We start from the raw sequence: 16,279 nt of genomic DNA on the forward strand, positions 1-16,279 counted from the left end.
TCCGAATAGTCCTTCATCGCCATCGGCGGTCTTCTCGCTTCCTCCGGATCAAGCAGATCCAGTATCAGCGTGTCCACCACTCAGGGGGAGGCCCCGGAAACCTTCGTGAAAACGCCCCGCATCTCCCGTGCCGTGATTGCTGGCACTGCCGCAGTGGTCCTGCCCGTCTCCCTGGGTGTCATGGCGCCGCAGGCGTCTGCCCAGGCAGCGACGCAGGATCCGTACGGACCTGCCTGTGCGTCCGTTCCCAAGGAGGGGAAGGGCAGTCTCGCCGGGATGGCGAAGGAACCGGTCGCGACCGCCGCGTCCAACAACCCGGAACTGTCGACCCTGGTCACGGCGGTGAAGAAGGCCGGACTCGTCGACACCCTGAACAACGCGGAGAACATCACCGTCTTCGCGCCGAGCAACGACGCGTTCGCCAAGATCCCGAAGGCGGACCTCGACAAACTCCTCGCGGACAAGGCGGAACTGACCAAGGTCCTCACCTACCACGTGGTGGGCGAGGAGATCACCCAGCAGCAACTGGAGAAGGGGTCGTTCAAGACCCTGGAGGGCGGCACGCTGACCACTGCCGGCTCCGGTGAAGCGTTCACGGTCAACGACTCGGCGAAGATCGTCTGCGGAAGCGTTCCCACTGCCAACGCGACCGTCAACATCATCGACACCGTCCTCACGCCGCCGAAGTAGAACTCTCCGAGGAACGCCGACGCCGGCAGGGCCTGCATCCGACAGGAGGCGGGCCCCGTCGGCGTCGCAACGAATACCGACGGGGCCCACCTGTCGCGTCCTCAGAGGGGACTGGGGGCGCTGGTCACGTGACCAGCGCTCCCGCGAACGGGATGCACGGGGCCTCTTCCGTTCCGGCGAGGAACCGCTGGCCGCTCGGCGGCTACTCGTACGGGTTCCGGCCGCCCACTGGCCCTGCGGCTGTGGCCGTCTGCCTCCGACCGCAACCGAGCGTCCCTGTCGTGCATTCGGGTGGCATCCCGTCGGGCCGGCCTGGCAGGAGGGCGAAACAACCACAGTTGGTTTGGACTCTGGAGTGTGACGACATCTGCGAAACTCTGGGTCCGTCTGCCACTGGGGGCGCTGAGCGGCCTGCTTGCCGGGTTCGCGGCTCTCGCGGTTGCCGAGCTGGTCTCCGCCGCGGTCCGCCCGCAGGCTGGGCCGCTCACGGCTGTGGGCGGGGCGACCATCGACCGAACGCCGACACCGGTCAAGGACTGGGCGATCCGCCACTTCGGCGAGGACGACAAACTGGTTCTGCAGCTCGGCATCCTCGCCGCGCTGGCCGCGTTGGCCATCGTGCTGGGCGTGGTGGCACTCCGGTTCCGGCGGGCCGGCGCCGCAGGGGTTCTGATCTTCGGAGTGATCGGCGCGGCCGCCGCGCTGACCCGGCCGGACTCATCGGGGTTCACCGACGCCCTCCCCTCGGTGGTCGGCGCCGTGGTGGCGGCGGCGCTGCTCTACTACCTCATCGGGCGGCTCACCCAGCCCCCTCGCGCCAGCAGGACCACGGCGGACCCGGATCGCGGAGAGGGCTGGGACCGCCGCAGGTTCGTCATCGGCGCCTCGGCGGCGGCGGTCACCTCCCTCGGCGTGGGAGCGCTCGGCCGCTACCTCACCGGCAACGCCTCGCAAGCGGCGGTCGAGTCACGGAACGCGGTGAGACTGCCCGCCCCGGCTGCGCCCGCGCCTCCGCTACCGCCCGGCACTCAGCTCAAGGTCCCGGGGATCAGCCGCTTCACCACGCCGAACAAGGCGTTCTACCGCGTCGACACAGCGCTGGTCGTGCCGAAGGTGGACGCCGACACCTGGCGGCTGCGCATCCACGGCAAGGGTGTCACCCGCCCGGTCACCCTCACCTTCGCGGACCTGATGAGGCGTGAACTGATCGAGCGGGACATCACCTTGACCTGCGTATCCAACGAGGTCGGCGGTCCGTACGTCGGAAACGCACGGTGGCTGGGCGTACGGCTGGCCGACGTCCTGGCCGAAGCCGGGGTCAGACCTCCCTCGAAGGGCGGTCCCGCAGATCAGCTCGTCGCTCGATCCGTGGACGGTATGACGCTGGGCTCCCCGGTGGAGGCCGCCATGGACGGGCGTGACGCAATGCTCGCGGTCGGGATGAACGGGCAGCCGCTGCCCTTCACCCACGGCTTCCCCGTCCGCATGCTCATTCCGGGTCTGTACGGGTACGTCTCCGCCTGCAAGTGGATCGAGGACATCGAGCTCACGACGTTCGCCGACTACGACCCGTACTGGGTCAAACGCTCGTGGGCCCGCCGGGCACCGATCAAGACGCAGTCCCGGATCGATGTTCCCAAGCCGCTGTCCCGGTCCAAAGCCGGGACGGTGATGGTCGCCGGCGTGGCCTGGGCCCAGCACCGCGGCATCGACCGCGTTCAGATCCGGGTGGACGACGGCCCCTGGCGGGACGCCGACCTCGCGACGGAGGCGAACATCGACACCTGGCGCCAGTGGTCCTTCCCATGGAAGGCCACGCCCGGCAGCCACACCCTGACCGTCCGCGCCACCGAACGCGGCGGCCAGGTACAGACAGAGAAGCGGACAGGCACGGTCCCCGACGGCGCCAGTGGCTGGCCGTCCGTCGTCGTCACCATCGACTGAGGGGCGGGTGCACGTGGGTCGACACCGCAGCCGATCAGGCGTGCAGCCTCCGGGCTCGACCGTGGGCCGCCGGCCCGCTGTCGACCGGACCCAGGACGGCGTCGGCTTACAGGTCGCCGCTTCGACGAGGACCGGGCGGACCTGGAGCGGGCATCGCGCCCCCTCGACCAGCTCAGGGTGGCGCACGAAGAGATCGAGGACAGGGTTTCGGCTCCCTGCGCATGCACACCCCGGGAAGTGACATCCATGGCTGCGGCTCACCCCGTCGCCAGAGAGTGTCCCTCATCCGAGAGTGATGCGCCGGAACCTTCTGAGCGCGAGCAGCATGAACGCACCCGTGATCAGGCAGGCGCAGACCACGGCGTAGGGGAGCGCGTGCACGACGGGCCAGGTGTCGCTCGTCGGCAGGCCGGCCGGTGGGGGGTTGCCGAAGAGCTGCCGGACGGCGGTGGCTGTGGCGGAAACCGGGTTCCACTCCGCGATCGTCCGCAGCGGGCCGGGCATGGTGTGCGTGGAGACGAACGCCGAGGAGACGAACGTGACCGGGAAGAGCCAGATCAGCCCCGCGCTCTGCGCGACCTCGACGCTGCGGGCCATCAGCCCGATCGCCGCTCCCACCCAGGACATCGCGAAGGCGAAGAGAAGGATCAGCAGGTAGGCCAGGAGCGCGTCGCCCGGCGACGCGGAGATCCGCCAGCCCACCAGCAGCCCGCACAGCGAGGTGACGAGTAGGGTCACTGTACTCATCGTCAGGTCCGACAGGGTCCGGCCCAGGAGCACCGCCATGGCGGGCATCGGCAGGGAGCGGAAGCGGTCGACGATGCCCTTGTCCATGTCGTTGGCCAGGCCCAGGGCGGTGAACGCCGCGTTGAAGGTGACGGCTTGGGCGAAGATGCCGCCCATCAGGAACGTGCGGTATTCGGCCCCGCCGAGGCTTCCGCCGAAGACGTAGGCGAGCAGCAGGACGAACATGACCGGCTGGACCAGGGCCGCGATGACCGATCCTGGTGTCCGGCGAAGGTTCAGCAGATTGCGCCAGGCCACGATGGAGGAGTCGCGGCTCAGTCGTTGGACCGCGGTCACCGGCCATCGCCTCCGGTCGCCGTGATGCCTGTCGAGGCCGTCGGAGAGACCGGAGGGCTGCCCGGTTCCAGGGGGCGGCCGGTGAGGGAGAGGAACACGTCGTCCAGGGTCGGCGGTGCCAGTTCCACGTCCCGGACGGCGATGCCGGCCAGCCGCAGGCAGCCCAGGGCGTATTCCAGGCTCTGCGCGCCGTGATCGGTGGCGACGGTGAGCCGGCCGGTGCGCGGGTCGAGGTCGGGGAGGTGCTCTCCGAGCGTGGCCAGGATCTCGGCCGCGGTGACCCGGTGCCGCGGTTCGGCGACGGTCAGCGAGAGCCGCTCGCCGCCGACCCGCGCCTTGAGTTCGGCGGCCGAGCCGCGGGCGACCACGTGGCCGCCCTCGATGACGACGATGGCGTCGGCCAACTGGTCCGCCTCCTCCAGATACTGGGTGGTGAGCAGGACCGTCGTTCCCTCGGAGACCAGGTCCCTGACGGCCTGCCAGGTGTCGGCCCGGCCCCGGGGGTCGAGGCCGGTCGTGGGCTCGTCGAGGACCACCACGGCGGGCCGCGCGACCAGTGCGCCGGCCAGGTCGAGCCGTCTGCGCATTCCTCCCGAGTACGTTCCGCTCGGCAGGTCCGCGGCGTCCTCCAGGTCGAAGCTGCTCAGCAGTTGACCGGCTCTGCGCCGGGCGGCATGACGGCCGAACCCGTAGAGCCGGGCGACGAGGTACAGGTTCTCCCGGCCGGTCAGCTTCTCGTCGACCGCGGCGTACTGGCCGGAAAGCCCGAGGTCGCGGCGTACGGCTTCCGGGTCGGCGAGGACGTCGTGGCCGGCCATCCAGGCCCGGCCGCTGTCCGGTCGCAGCAGCGTCGACAGCAACCGCACCGTGGTGGTCTTTCCCGCGCCGTTCGGGCCGAGGACCCCCAGCACGGTGCCGGGGGCCGCTTCGAGGTCCACACCGGCCAGGGCCTGCTTCTTCCCGAATCGTTTGGTGAGTCCTTCGGCGCGTATCGCCGGATGGGTCGGCGTGGCGGTCATGGGCGCCTCTCGTGGTGCGTGGAGTGGGGCGGGCGCGTGGGTCCGGCGTGACCGGGGAGAGGGGGCAGAGAGGCAGGGTCATGCCACCCTCACGCGGGCGCTCCTGGGGGTGATGTCGGTCCAGTTGGCCTCCACGTACTCCAGGCAGGCCGCGTGCTCCGCCGGGCCGAACACCTCGTCCCAGCCGGCGGGCACCGCCGCGAACGACGGCCACAGGGCGTGCTGTCCCTCGTCGTTGACCAGGACGCGGTGGCGGGTCTGCGGGTCGTCGAAGGGATTCGTCATGACAGGTCTCCTTGTTCGGTGTGGTGGCCGGCGTCGAGCACGGCCGAGACGGTGGTGCCGATCTGTTCCCGCGCGGCGGGCTGCATCATCTGGGCGTGCGCGCACGCCACGTCGTGGTTCTCGATGGGGCCGTCGATGTACGGGCCCCACAGGGACAGGCCGAAGGTGTCCCGGGGGCGGCCCTCGGTGGCGGTGAAGAACAGCACAGGTCCGTGGAACACACGGGGGGTGTACTTCCGCATCAGGCGTGCCTGACCGGCGAAGTTGTCCACCATCGCGTCGATCGTGGCCGGTTCCAGCGACCCGAGCGGACTGCCTGCGGCGAGGAACTGGTCCCGTACGGCCGCGGCTTCCACCGGTCCGTCCCCGTCCAGGGCCTCCTGGCCGACGCCCATGTTGGCGAGCAGGGCCCGGAAGACGGTGTCCCGGCTCGCGCTGTCCAGGTCGTCCAGCGGGGCGAGCGGGAAGGCGTCCAGGATCGTCAGCAGAGCCACCTCCTCGCCCGCCTCCTGGAGCTGGACGGCGACCTCCTGGACGACGTTGCCGCCGAAGGACCAGCCGAACAGGTGGTACAGGCCGTGCGGCTGGACGGCCCGCAGCTCCGCCACGTACACGGCGGCCATCGCCTCGATGCTGTCGGGGAAGGTCTCGGTGCCGTCCAGGTTCGGGGTCTGGAGCCCGTAGACCGGCCGGTCGTTGCCGAGGTGGGGGAGCAGCCCCGCGTACGACCAGGCCAGGCCGCCGGCCGGATGGACACAGAACAGCGGCGGCAGGCTGCCCCTGGTCCGCAGCGGCAGCAGTGTGGCCAGCGGGTTGTCCTGGACGCCGGCGCCGATCCGTTCCGCGAGCGCGGCGACCGTGGGCGCCTCGAACAGGCTGCGGATGCTGACGTCCACCCCCAGGCCGTCACGGATGCGGCGGATCAGGCCCGCCGCCAGCAGGGAGTGACCGCCGAGGGCGAAGAAGTCGTCGTCGATGAGGACCTGCTCGCGCTCCAGCACCTCGGCGAACAGCGTGCACAGCACGTCCTCCCGGGGGTTACGGGGGCTGCGCCCCGTGCCCGCGGACCCCGCTTGCGGTGTGAGGTCGGGCAGGGACTTCCGGTCCAGCTTTCCGTTCGGCGTCAGGGGGATGCGGTCCACGGCGATCCAGCCGGAGGGCACCATGTACCCGGGCAACCGGGCCGCCGTGTGCTCCCGCACCCCGTCGAGCCGTTCGGCGTCGGACAGCGAGGGGCCGGTGGGCGCGGCGCGGTCCACGGCAGCGCTCCCGGCCGGGGCGGCGGGTTGTGCGGCGAGCACCACATACGCGGCCAGGCGGGAGCCTCCGGGATCCTCACCGTGCGCGACCACCGCCGCCTGGGAGACGTCGGTGTGCTGTGCCAGTACGGCGGCGATCCCCTCCGGCTCCACCCGGAACCCGCGCACCTTGACCTGGTCGTCGGCGCGCCCGGCGAACTCCAGAGCGTCGTCGGGCGTCCGTACGGCCCGGTCTCCGGTGCGGTACATCCGGGTTCCCGCGGGGCCGTAGGGGTCGGGCACGAAACGGGCCGCGGTGCCCGCGGGCTGTCCGTGGTAACCGAGGGCCAGGCTGTCCCCGGCCAGGTAGAGGTCGCCTGTCACCCCGACCGGGACCGGCCGCAGCCGGTCGTCGAGGAGCCGTACGGCCGTCCCCTCGACCGGGGCGCCGAGCACGGGCCGCCCGGTCGCCCGGAGCTCGGCGGTGAGGGTGTCCACCGTCGCCTCGGTGGGCCCGTAGAAGTTCCAGGCCGTCAGGCCCGGCCGGGACCGCAGATCGTCCCAGAGGAGGGGCGGGACGTCCTCGCCGCCCAGGACGATCACGGACGGGGTCCGGCCGGCCCCGGCGAACAGCCCGGCGTCCAGCATCTGCCGGACATGTGTGGGCGTGGACTCCAGCACGTCGAGGCCCAGGACGCGTACCGCCTCGACCAGTGCCTCCGGGTCCCGGCGCGTCAGATCGTCCAGGACGTGGAGCCGGTGCCCGTCGAGCATCCAGAGCACCGGGTCCCACGCGGCGTCGAAGGACAGGGCGGCCGTCAGCGCCACGTCGAGCCGGGGCTTTCCGGCCGCCCGTACCGAGGGCCCGAAGAGATGGCGCCGGTGGTGTTCCAGCAGCCGGGCGAGGGAGCCGTGGCCGACCAGGACTCCCTTGGGGCGGCCGGTCGAGCCCGAGGTGTGCAGGAGATAGGCGGGCTCGGCGGGGCCCGGCCGGGCCCGCTCCCGCAGGGGTGCGGGCGCGGTGGCGGAGTCCAGGTTCACACGGTGCCATCGGGCCGCTGCCCGGGAGTGGGTGGCGTCCGCCGTGAGCACGGTGTGCGGGCGTGCGTCGGCCAGCACCGCGTCGATCCGGGCCTGCGGGAGGGAGTCGTCCACCGGCACGTGGACGGCCCCGGCCTTGAGAACGCCGAGGAGGGAGGCGATCGAGTCGGTGCCGCGCGGCAGCAGAACGGCCACCCGGTCTCCGGCGCCCGCACCGGCCCGGGCGACCAGCGCGGCGATCCGGTCGGAGCGGGCGTCCAGCTCCGTGAAGGAGAGGCTGCCGTCCGGGGCGGTCACCGCGATGTCGCCGCTGCGCGCCGCGGCCACCGTGGCCGCGAACCGGTCCAGCACCGTCGGGGGAGGCGTGGCGTCGTGACGGAGTCCACCGGCGCCACCGCCCAGGTCCAGCAGCCGCCGCTGTTCTTCGGCGCTGGTCAGCGGCAGGTCGCCCACGATCGTGGTGGGGTCGCCCACCGCGTGCGCGAGGAGAAGGGTGAACCGGTCCGCGATCCGTACGGCGGTCTCGGTGTCGAACATGTCCTGGCTGAACTCCAGCGTTCCGTCGAGGTGGGTCCCGCCGCTCCCGGCCGACGTCCGCTCGGTGAAGGAGAAGGAGAGGTCGAACTTCGCGCCTCCGGTGTCGACCCCCTCCAGCCGGGCCTCCAGGCCGGGCAGGTCCAGCCGGGGCGGCCGGTGGTTGTTGAGGGTCAGCATGACCTGGAAGAGCGGGTGGCGGGAGAGCGAGCGCGTCGGCCGCACGGCCTCCACCAGCCGCTCGAAGGGCAGCTCCTGGTGGGCGTAGGCGGCCAGGTCCGTCTCCCGTACCCGGGCGAGCAGCTCGGTGAAGTCCGGGTCGCCGCCGAGGTTTGTCCGCAGGGCGAGGGTGTTGACGAAGAAGCCGACCAAGGGGTCGAGCGCCTCGTCGGTCCGCCCGGCCACCGGGGTGCCGATGGTGACGTCGCCGCCGGCCCCCATCCTGTGCAGCAGCGCCGCCAGGGCGGCGTGCAGCACCATGAACGTGCTGCTCGCCGTCGACCTGGCAAGCCGCGCCACCTCCGCCATGGTCTCCTCCGGTACGGGTACCGGGACCGTGCCCCCACGACCGCTCGGCGAGGCGGGCCGGGGGCGGTCGGTGGGCAGAACGGTCTCCTCCGGGGCGCCGGCCAGGCGGTCCTTCCAGAAGGCGAGCTGGGCCGAGGCCGCGGAGACAGGATCCTCGAAGCTGCCGAGCAGGTCGCGCTGCCACAGGGTGTAGTCCGCGTACTGGACCGGCAGGGGCGCCCAGCTCGGTGCCCGCCCGGCGGACCGCGCCGCGTAGGCGCCGGCCAGGTCCTGGGCCAGCGGCCCCGTGGACCATCCGTCCGCCGCGATGTGATGGACGGTGACCAGCAGGGTGTGCCGGTCCTCACCGCTCCGGAACAGGACCGGCCGCAGGGGGACATCGTGCGTGAGGTCGAAGGGCTCGGCCGCTGCCTCACGCAGTGCCTCGCCCAGGCGACCCTCCTCGATCGTCACGACGGGGAGTTCCGGCAGTGCGTCACCGGGCGCGAGCACATGCTGACGGGGGCCGCCGTCGCCGGGCTCGACCACCGTGCGCAGGATCTCGTGCCGGGTCAGCACATCACCCAGCGCGCTCCGCAGGGCGTGCCGGTCCAGGCTGCCGTCCAGGCGGACCGCGAACGCCATGTGGTAGGCCGCCGATTCGGGGTCCAGCTGGTGCAGGAACCACAGGCGCTCCTGTGCCGTGGACAGCGGTGGCCGTTCCGTGCGGGGCGCCCGCCGCAGCGCGGGCCGCGCCGCGCCCGCTCCCTCCAGCCGCTCGGCGAGCGAGGCGGGGGTCGTGGCTTCGAACAGGGCCCGTACCGGGAGTTCGACGCCGAACGCGGAGCGGATCCGGCCGATCAGCCGGGTCGCCAGGAGCGAGTGTCCGCCCAGCTCGAAGAAGCCGTCGTCAGGGGCGACCCGTTCGTGCTCCAGGCTCTCGGCGAACAGGGCGCAGAGGATCTCCTCCGGGGCGGACCGCGGCGCCCGCTTCTCCACATCCGTACCCTCCGCGACGGTGGTCAGTCCGAGCGCCGCGAAGTCCACCTTCCCGTGCGGGGTCAGGGGGAGAGCGGCGACCGGCACGATCAGCGAAGGCACCATGTGGGCCGGCAGCCGCTGCGCGACGAAGGCCCGCAGCTCCCGGGAGGACAGGTCCCGATGACCGACGGGCACGACCCAGGCGACCAGCTGCGCTCCCCCCGGGCCCGAGTTCGAGCCCGAGTTGGAGCGGACCGCGACCGCCGACTGCGCGATGTCACCATGGGCGTCCAGGGCGGATGCGACCTCGCCGGTCTCGACCCGGAATCCACGAATCTTGATCTGTCCGTCCGCACGGCTCAGGTACTCAAGACGTCCTTCGACCCGGCGCGCGAGATCGCCGGTGCGGTACACCCGTGAGCCCGGCGCTCCGTACGGGTCGGGCAGGAAGCGCTCCGCCGTCGCGCCGGAGCGGTTGTCGTAGCCCCGGGCGACACCCGGGCCCGACAGATACAGCTCTCCCGTCACCCCGGGGGCGACCGGCTCCAGCCGCCGGTCCAGTACCCGGGCCCGGGCGCCGGCCACCGGATGTCCGAGGTGGGGTCGCACGCCGGGCAGGACCCGGCCCATCACGCTGTCCACGGTGGTCTCCGTGGGGCCGTACAGGTTCCACACCGCCACGTCGGACAGGGCGGCCAGTTCCCGCCACAGCGGTGCGGGTACGGCCTCCCCGCCCAGTGCCAGCACGCGTGGTCGAGGCCGGCCGGGTGCGAACAGGCCGCAGGAGCGCAGCTCTTCGACGAACGAGGGGGTGGTTTCCACGACATCGATCGCCCGGTCGTGGAGCAGGGCGGTGAGGGCTTCGGGGTCCCGGCGCGTCAGGTCGTCCACGAGGTGCAGTTCGTGGCCCGCGATCATCCACAGCAGCGGGTCGAGGGAGGCGTCGAACGTCATCGCGGCCGTGTGCGCCACCCGCAGTGGGAGCCCGTTGTTCTCCGCCTCGGCGGGGCCCATCAGGTGGTCGCGGTGATGGGCGAGCAGCACGGCCAGGGACCGGTGCTCGACCACGACGCCCTTGGGCAACCCGGTGGATCCGGAGGTGTACAGCACGTACGCGGCGTCACGGCCGCGGGGCGGCGCCGGCATGGTCGCCGCAGCGGTGTTCTCCCGCTCGGCCGCGTCGAGCAGGAGGACGTCGGCCGTGTCCGGGAGAGCCGCCCGGGTGGCGTAGGTGGCCAGCACCAGGCGCGGGGCGGCGGTGTCGAGGATCAGCGAGGTGCGGGCTGCAGGCTGCGCCGGGTCGAGCGGGACGTACACGGCTCCGGCTCGCAGGATGCCCAGCACCGCCACGACGGCGACGGAGGTGCGGGGCAGCGCCACCGCCACCCGGTCACCGGCCTCGATCCCCCGGTCCCTGAGCGAGCAGGCCAGGCGGTCGGAGAGCAGGCGCAGTTCACCGAAGGTGAGGCGCTTGTCGCCGGCCACGACCGCGGTGCGGTCCGGCTGGACGGCCGCGCGGGTCGCCAGGACGTCCAGCACCGTCCCGTCGTCGGAAGCCCTCTGCGTCGCGCCGAGCGGCTTGCGCGCGGTGCGCGGCAGCTCGTCCAGTGCCGCCGCGCGCTGCGACGGGGTCAGGAAGCCGAGGTCCGTCATCGGACGGTCGGGCTCGGAGAGCAGGGCGCTCAGGAGCCGGGTGAAGTGCTCGGCGAACCGATCCGCCGTCGTACGGTCGAAGAGGTCCTCGTCGTACTCCAGCTCACCGGTGATCCCGTCCGGGCGGCCTTGGTCGTCGTGGTGCTCGGACAGGTCCCAGCTGAGGTCGAACTTGGAGCCCGACCGCCCCACGGACCTCTCGTGGCCGACTGTGAGACCGTCGAGTCGAGGGCGGGGCGCGGGGGTGTTGTTGAGGCTCAGCATCACCTGGAACAGCGGGTGGCGTGCGAGCGACCGCGGCGGCGCGAGCTCCTCGACCACCCGCTCGAAGGGGATGTCCTGGTGCGCGTAGGCGGCGACGTCGGTACGGGCCACCCGGTCCACGAGCGCACGGAACGCCGGGGCTCCGGAGGTGTCGGCCCGCAGGACCAGTGTGTTGACGAAGAAGCCGACCAGTTCGGTGAGCGCGTCGTCGGTACGGCCTGCCACCGGGGTGCCGACGGCTATGTCCTCACCCCCGCCCAGGCGCGACATCAGGGCGGCCAGCGCCGCGTGCAGCACCATGAAGGAGCTCGCGCCGCGGTCCCCGGCCAGCTTGACCAGCATCCGGTGGTCCGGCGCCCCAATGCGCACGGGGACGCTCCCGCCCCGCCCCGAGGAGCGGGCCGGGCGCGGCCGGTCCATCGGGAACGACGACTCCTCCGGCAGCCCGGCCAGAGAGTCCGCCCAGGAGGAGAGCTGGCGGCGCGCGAGACTGTCCGGCGCGTCGGGATCTCCGAGCAGGTCACGCTGCCACAGCGCGAAATCGGCGTACTGCACGGGCAGTTCGTCCCACCCTGGCGCCCGCCCCGAGCGGCGCGCGCCGTAGGCGGTGGACAGGTCCCGTACGAGCGGCCCCATCGACCATCCGTCGGCGGTGATGTGGTGCAACGTCACGATCAGGACGTGCTCCTCGGCGCCCACGGGGAACAACCGTGCCCGCAACGGGATCTCGTGCTCGAGGTCGAAGCGTGCGCCGTCCGGCTCCAGCGGATCACCGGCGGCCATGACCCGCAGAAGCGGACGCGGGAGCCGCGCGGGCGGCAGGATCTCCTGGCATGGGCCCTCAGGGGTCTCCGCCACGATCGTGCGCAGCGCCTCGTGCCGCTCCACGACGTCGTGGAGGGCCAGCTCCAGAGCGTCGCGGTCCAGCGCACCGTGCAGGCGCAGCGCGACCGGCAGATGGTAGGACGCACCCGCGTCGCCCAGCGTCTCCAGAAGCCACAGCCGCTGCTGCCCGAACGAGAGGGGAAGCCGCCGCGGGCGGGGGACGACCGCCGTTACCGAACGCCGGGCCGGGGAGACGTCGCCCAGCGTCGTGACCAGGCCGGCAGGTGTGGGTGTGGAGAACAGGGTGCTGATCGGCACCTCCGCGCCGAACTCGCTGCGGATCCGGCCGATCAGCCGCATCGCCAGCAACGAGTGGCCGCCCAGCGCGAAGAAGTCGTCGTCCCGGCCGACCCGCTCCACCCCCAGGCACGCGGCGAAGACCGCGCACATCCGGGCCTCCTGGGCGGTGCGCGGGGCACCGCCTTCGGACGCGATGGGCAGAGCCGGCGGCAGAGCCGCCACATCGAGCTTCCCGTTGGGGGTGAGCGGCAGGCGCTTCACCGTCGCCCAGGCCGTCGGCACCGACGGGCCGGGCAGCAGGGCCGCGACCGCGTCGCGCGTCTCCGCCTGAGTGGGCGCACCATCTCCGGCCACCATGAACGCGGCCAGCCGCTCGGGACCGTCCTGCGGGGTGGTCAGGGCGACAGCGGCGTCTTCGACACCGGGGAGGGAACGCAGCGCGGCCACGATCTCCCCGGTCTCGACCCGCACACCGCGCACCTTGATCTGCCGGTCGCTGCGCCCGACGAACTCCAGCGAACCGTCCTCGCCCCACCGGGCGAGGTCACCGGTGCGGTACATCCGGGCACCCGGAAGGCCGAAGGGGTCCGGCATGAAGCGTTCGGCCGTGAGCCCCGGACGGCCCGCGTATCCGCGCGCCACGCCCTCGCCCGACAGATACAGCTCGCCCACCGATCCTCTGGGCAGCGGGTGCAGGGACGGGTCGAGCACATAGGCCCCGGCCCCGGTGACGGGGCGCCCGATCACGGGGGACGCACCGGTGATCCGGGCGGTCACGGCGTTGACGGTGGTCTCGGTGGGTCCGTAGAAGTTGAACACCAGCAGGTCGGGGTCGGCGGCCAGCTCCTCCCAGAGCCCGTCGTCGACGGCTTCCCCGCCCAGGGCGATGACACGCGGCCGGTGGCTTTCCGAGGTGAGCAGCCCCGATGCCAGCATCTGCCGCAGATAGGTGGGGGTCGTCTCGATCGCGTCGACGCGATGGTCGACGAGGTACCGGACCAGGGCCTGGGGGTCGCGGCGGACGTCGTCCGCGATGATGTGCAACTCGTGTCCGGCGACCATCCAGAGCACCGGGTCCCAGGCCGCGTCGAAGGAGGTCGCGGCGGACAGGGCCACCCGCAGCCGTCGCCCCAGAGCCTCCTCGGCCAGGGCGTGCGCCTCCCGACGGTGGTGCTCCAGGAGGTTGCTCAGAGAGCGGTGCTCGACGACGACGCCCTTGGGGCGGCCGGTGGATCCGGAGGTGTAGATGACGTACGCGGCATCCTGAGGTCCGGGTCCGGCCGGCTTTTCGACCGCACCGGCCGGGGAGACGGCCGGCGTCGTCGAGGGGGCGATGCGCGGGACTGACCCCCGGGGGTCGATCGTGGCCGCCGAGGACGCGGTCGCCACCAGGGCCACGGGTCGGGAGTCGTCGATCATGAAGGCGAGCCGCTTGGCCGGGTAGGAGGGGTCGAGCGGCAGATAGGCGGCCCCCGTCCGCATCACGGCGAGCATCGCCACCACGAGATCCGTGGAGCGCGGCAGTCCCACCGCGACGCGGGTGCCGGGCCGGGCGCCCCGCGAGGCGAGCAGGGTCGCCAGGCGGTTCACCCGGTGGTCGAGTTCTTCGAAGGTGAGGGTTGTGCCGTCGCAGACAACGGCGCTCTGGTGAGGGGTGGTTCGCGCCTGCCGGGCGAACTGCTCGGTCAGGGGGGACGGCTCAGGGGCGTCACTTGCCGGCTGCTGAGCGGCGCCGAGTCCGAGCACCCGCCGCTGTTCGTCCTCGGCGACGGGGCTCAGCGCTCCGACGGTCCGCTCCGGGTCCTCCACGAACGCGTCGAGAATGCGGCACAGGCGCTTATGCGGCTCTACGAGGTCCTGCTGACCGTAGCGCGCGGCGTTGCCCAGCAGATCGACGTGCATACCTCCGTCGCCGAAGGAGGCGTGCACGGCCACAGCCAGGTCCTCCACCGGGCCGATCGACAGGTTGTGCAGGGTCGCCGGGTGAGGGCCGAATCGCAGGGCGTCGTCGAACGCGAGAAAGTTGACGGAGGGCCCGGTCAGCGCCGTCGTCGTTCCGGTCAACCCCAGTTGGTGGCGGATTGCTTCGGCCGGCCGGCGCTGGTGACGCAGTACGGAACGGGCTTCGGCGGAGGCCCGGCGCGCCAGATCGGCCACCCGGTCGGAGGGGGAGACGGTGAGTCGCATCGGCAGGATCGAGCTGAGCATGGCGGGTGTCGACCGTGCGGCGGGAGTGCGCCGACCGGTGACCGGCAGGCCGAGCACGACCTCGCCGAGCCCCTTCTCCCGGTGCAGGCACAGCGCCAGCGCCCCCATGAGGAAGGTCGGCCAGCCTGTTCCGGCGCGCTTGGCGGCGGCCTTCAGCCGTGCCGTCTCCGCCCGGCTGTACACCCGTCGCACCGATGCCGTCCCGTACTCCCTCCTCGTACCTGACGGTGCGGGGGCCTCGGGAGGGAGCGCGCCGACGAGGTGTTCTGCCCAGAAGTTCTCGTCCCGGGCGCCCTGTTCGGACGCGAGGTAGGCGTCCTCCTCCTCAATGAGCGCGGCGAGAGAACCTGCGGGACGCAGCTCGGGAAGGACATCCGGGGCGAGAACGAGAGCGGTGTAGACCTCGGCGATACGGGAGAGGGCCAGGACCGCCGCGTAGCCGTCGAGCGCCAGGTGGTGCACCTGCTGGTGGAAGAGGTGGCGCGAGGGAGAGAGCCGGTAGAGGGTGACACGGACCAGCGGCCCCGCCGATACGTCCGCGGGCTCGGCCAGACACAGCCGCATCCGCCGCAGAGCCTCCGCGTGCGGGTCCGCCTCGTCGGAGAGGTCCACCCACGGCAGGGATATGGACGCACTCTCCCGCACGCGCTGGAAGGGGACCGCGTCCCGCTCACCGAAGGTGGTGCGCAGAGCCTCCATCTCGGCCGCGGTGTGGCCGACCGCGCGGCGCAGCAGGTCCGGTTCCACAGGGCCCCGGATATCGGCGTACTCCGCGATGTTGTACGCCGGATTGGCCGGGTCGAGCCGCTGCGCGAACCAGACCCCCTGTTGAGCGGCGGTCAGGCGCAGTTCGGTCGTCGGGGTTCCGGTGTGCGGTACGTCGGTCACGCGAATTCACCTCGGTGGGGGAGACCTGCGACGCCATGGGCCGGGGCGCGCATGTGCGGCAGGGCGGAGCGGGACGGGTCGGGGCCGGTCGCGGGGACTGCCGGCCCCGGTCGAGGGCGTACACATCGCGATCGCGAAGTATCCGCTTCTTTGGGCCGGTGCACGTTGACCGCCTCCGTTGCGCTGACGTCGCCCCAAAGGGGCCTTCACACCAGTCGTTCGGAGTCACATCAGCCTCGGATTGCCCATGTGGCGCACGACACGTCGGCGGGCCGATCTTTTGCAGTTCGCCGGCGTGTATCAGCCAATCGTCGGGCGGCTTTGCGCCAGACACCCATCCATGGAGGGCTTCGCACCGAAGAGGTGATGTCCGGACGTTCGTTCGGGCGCGGCGTTCCCATGTCCCGGAATTCGAAAAGGAGAACACAATGAAGATCCCTGTTCCCGCTCTGCGGTGGCAGCTCGTCGGAGCCCTCGTTGGCACCGTTCTGCTGGCTTCCGCTCCCGCAGCCTCGGCCGCCGCCTCTTCGGAGGTGGCACCCCGCCAGGCGTCTACTGCGCGTGAGGGCGGGACCTCCTCCGGCCCGCTCGCCCACTACCGGGGAATACAGGGCGGGAATCTCTGTCTGCTGGCCCGGTGCAGCGTCGGCGAATCCGGACCCGGCGGCCACACGGGCCCCAGCAACACCCAGGGGTTCAACCTCTGCCTCCTCGCCCTGTGCACCGTGCGGCCCTGAAAGCAAGGGGCCTGGAGCAACGCCGCTCCCCCGCGCGCCTCTTCGATCGGGGCACGCGCCTTCGAAGGTCGCAGGAAACTGC

The 16,279-nt window shown here is 72.0% G+C and carries 7 protein-coding genes; 3 read left to right on the forward strand and 4 right to left on the reverse strand.

The features are described from left to right. The first annotated feature begins 159 nt into the window (after positions 1-159). Together ABZ154_RS33080 and ABZ154_RS33085 are read left to right on the forward strand one after the other, a co-directional pair. Complete coding sequence (locus ABZ154_RS33080) at positions 160-690, forward strand: fasciclin domain-containing protein (protein WP_356838059.1); 531 nt, start codon at positions 160-162, stop codon at positions 688-690. 357 nt (positions 691-1,047) lie between these two features. Further along, on the forward strand, positions 1,048-2,634 hold the full coding sequence (locus ABZ154_RS33085) for a molybdopterin-dependent oxidoreductase (protein ID WP_356838053.1): 1,587 nt from the start codon (positions 1,048-1,050) through the stop codon (positions 2,632-2,634). 282 nt (positions 2,635-2,916) lie between these two features. On the opposite strand, the gene ABZ154_RS33090 is transcribed toward ABZ154_RS33085, so the two are convergent. The 4 genes from ABZ154_RS33090 to ABZ154_RS33105 all read right to left on the reverse strand — a co-directional run bounded on the left by ABZ154_RS33090 (position 2,917) and on the right by ABZ154_RS33105 (position 15,460). Next, entirely contained in the window at positions 2,917-3,717 is an 801-nt protein-coding gene (locus ABZ154_RS33090) for an ABC transporter permease (RefSeq protein WP_356838054.1), read from the reverse strand. Further along, positions 3,714-4,736 (reverse strand): ATP-binding cassette domain-containing protein, encoded by a 1,023-nt coding sequence (locus ABZ154_RS33095; protein ID WP_356838055.1) that lies wholly within the window; start codon positions 4,734-4,736, stop codon positions 3,714-3,716. The genes ABZ154_RS33090 and ABZ154_RS33095 overlap by 4 nt, the downstream gene beginning before the upstream one ends. A 78-nt stretch (positions 4,737-4,814) precedes the next feature. Further along, positions 4,815-5,021, reverse strand: coding sequence for an MbtH family protein (locus tag ABZ154_RS33100; protein WP_356838056.1), 207 nt, complete (start codon positions 5,019-5,021; stop codon positions 4,815-4,817). Then, a complete protein-coding gene (locus tag ABZ154_RS33105; protein WP_356838057.1) occupies positions 5,018-15,460 on the reverse strand; it encodes an amino acid adenylation domain-containing protein in 10,443 nt (3,480 codons plus the stop codon). The genes ABZ154_RS33100 and ABZ154_RS33105 overlap by 4 nt, the downstream gene beginning before the upstream one ends. Before the next feature lie 428 nt (positions 15,461-15,888). On the opposite strand from ABZ154_RS33105, the gene ABZ154_RS33110 reads away from it, so the two are divergent. Continuing rightward, positions 15,889-16,197 carry a hypothetical protein gene (locus tag ABZ154_RS33110; protein WP_356838058.1) on the forward strand — a complete coding sequence of 103 codons (309 nt, stop codon included), beginning with the start codon at positions 15,889-15,891 and terminating at the stop codon, positions 16,195-16,197. Positions 16,198-16,279: the final 82 nt, after the last annotated feature.

The sequence above is a fragment of the Streptomyces sp. NPDC006261 genome (assembly GCF_040613515.1).
In the GTDB taxonomy this organism is placed as follows: Bacteria; Actinomycetota; Actinomycetes; order Streptomycetales; family Streptomycetaceae; genus Streptomyces.

Excerpts from the sequence above, each read along its gene's own strand:
- ABZ154_RS33110 (WP_356838058.1), top strand. The coding sequence starts at position 15,889 with ATGAAGATCCCTGTTCCCGCTCTGCGGTGGCAGCTCGTCGGAGCCCTC.
- ABZ154_RS33100 (WP_356838056.1), bottom strand. The coding sequence starts at position 5,021 with ATGACGAATCCCTTCGACGACCCGCAGACCCGCCACCGCGTCCTGGTC.
- ABZ154_RS33095 (WP_356838055.1), bottom strand. The coding sequence starts at position 4,736 with ATGACCGCCACGCCGACCCATCCGGCGATACGCGCCGAAGGACTCACC.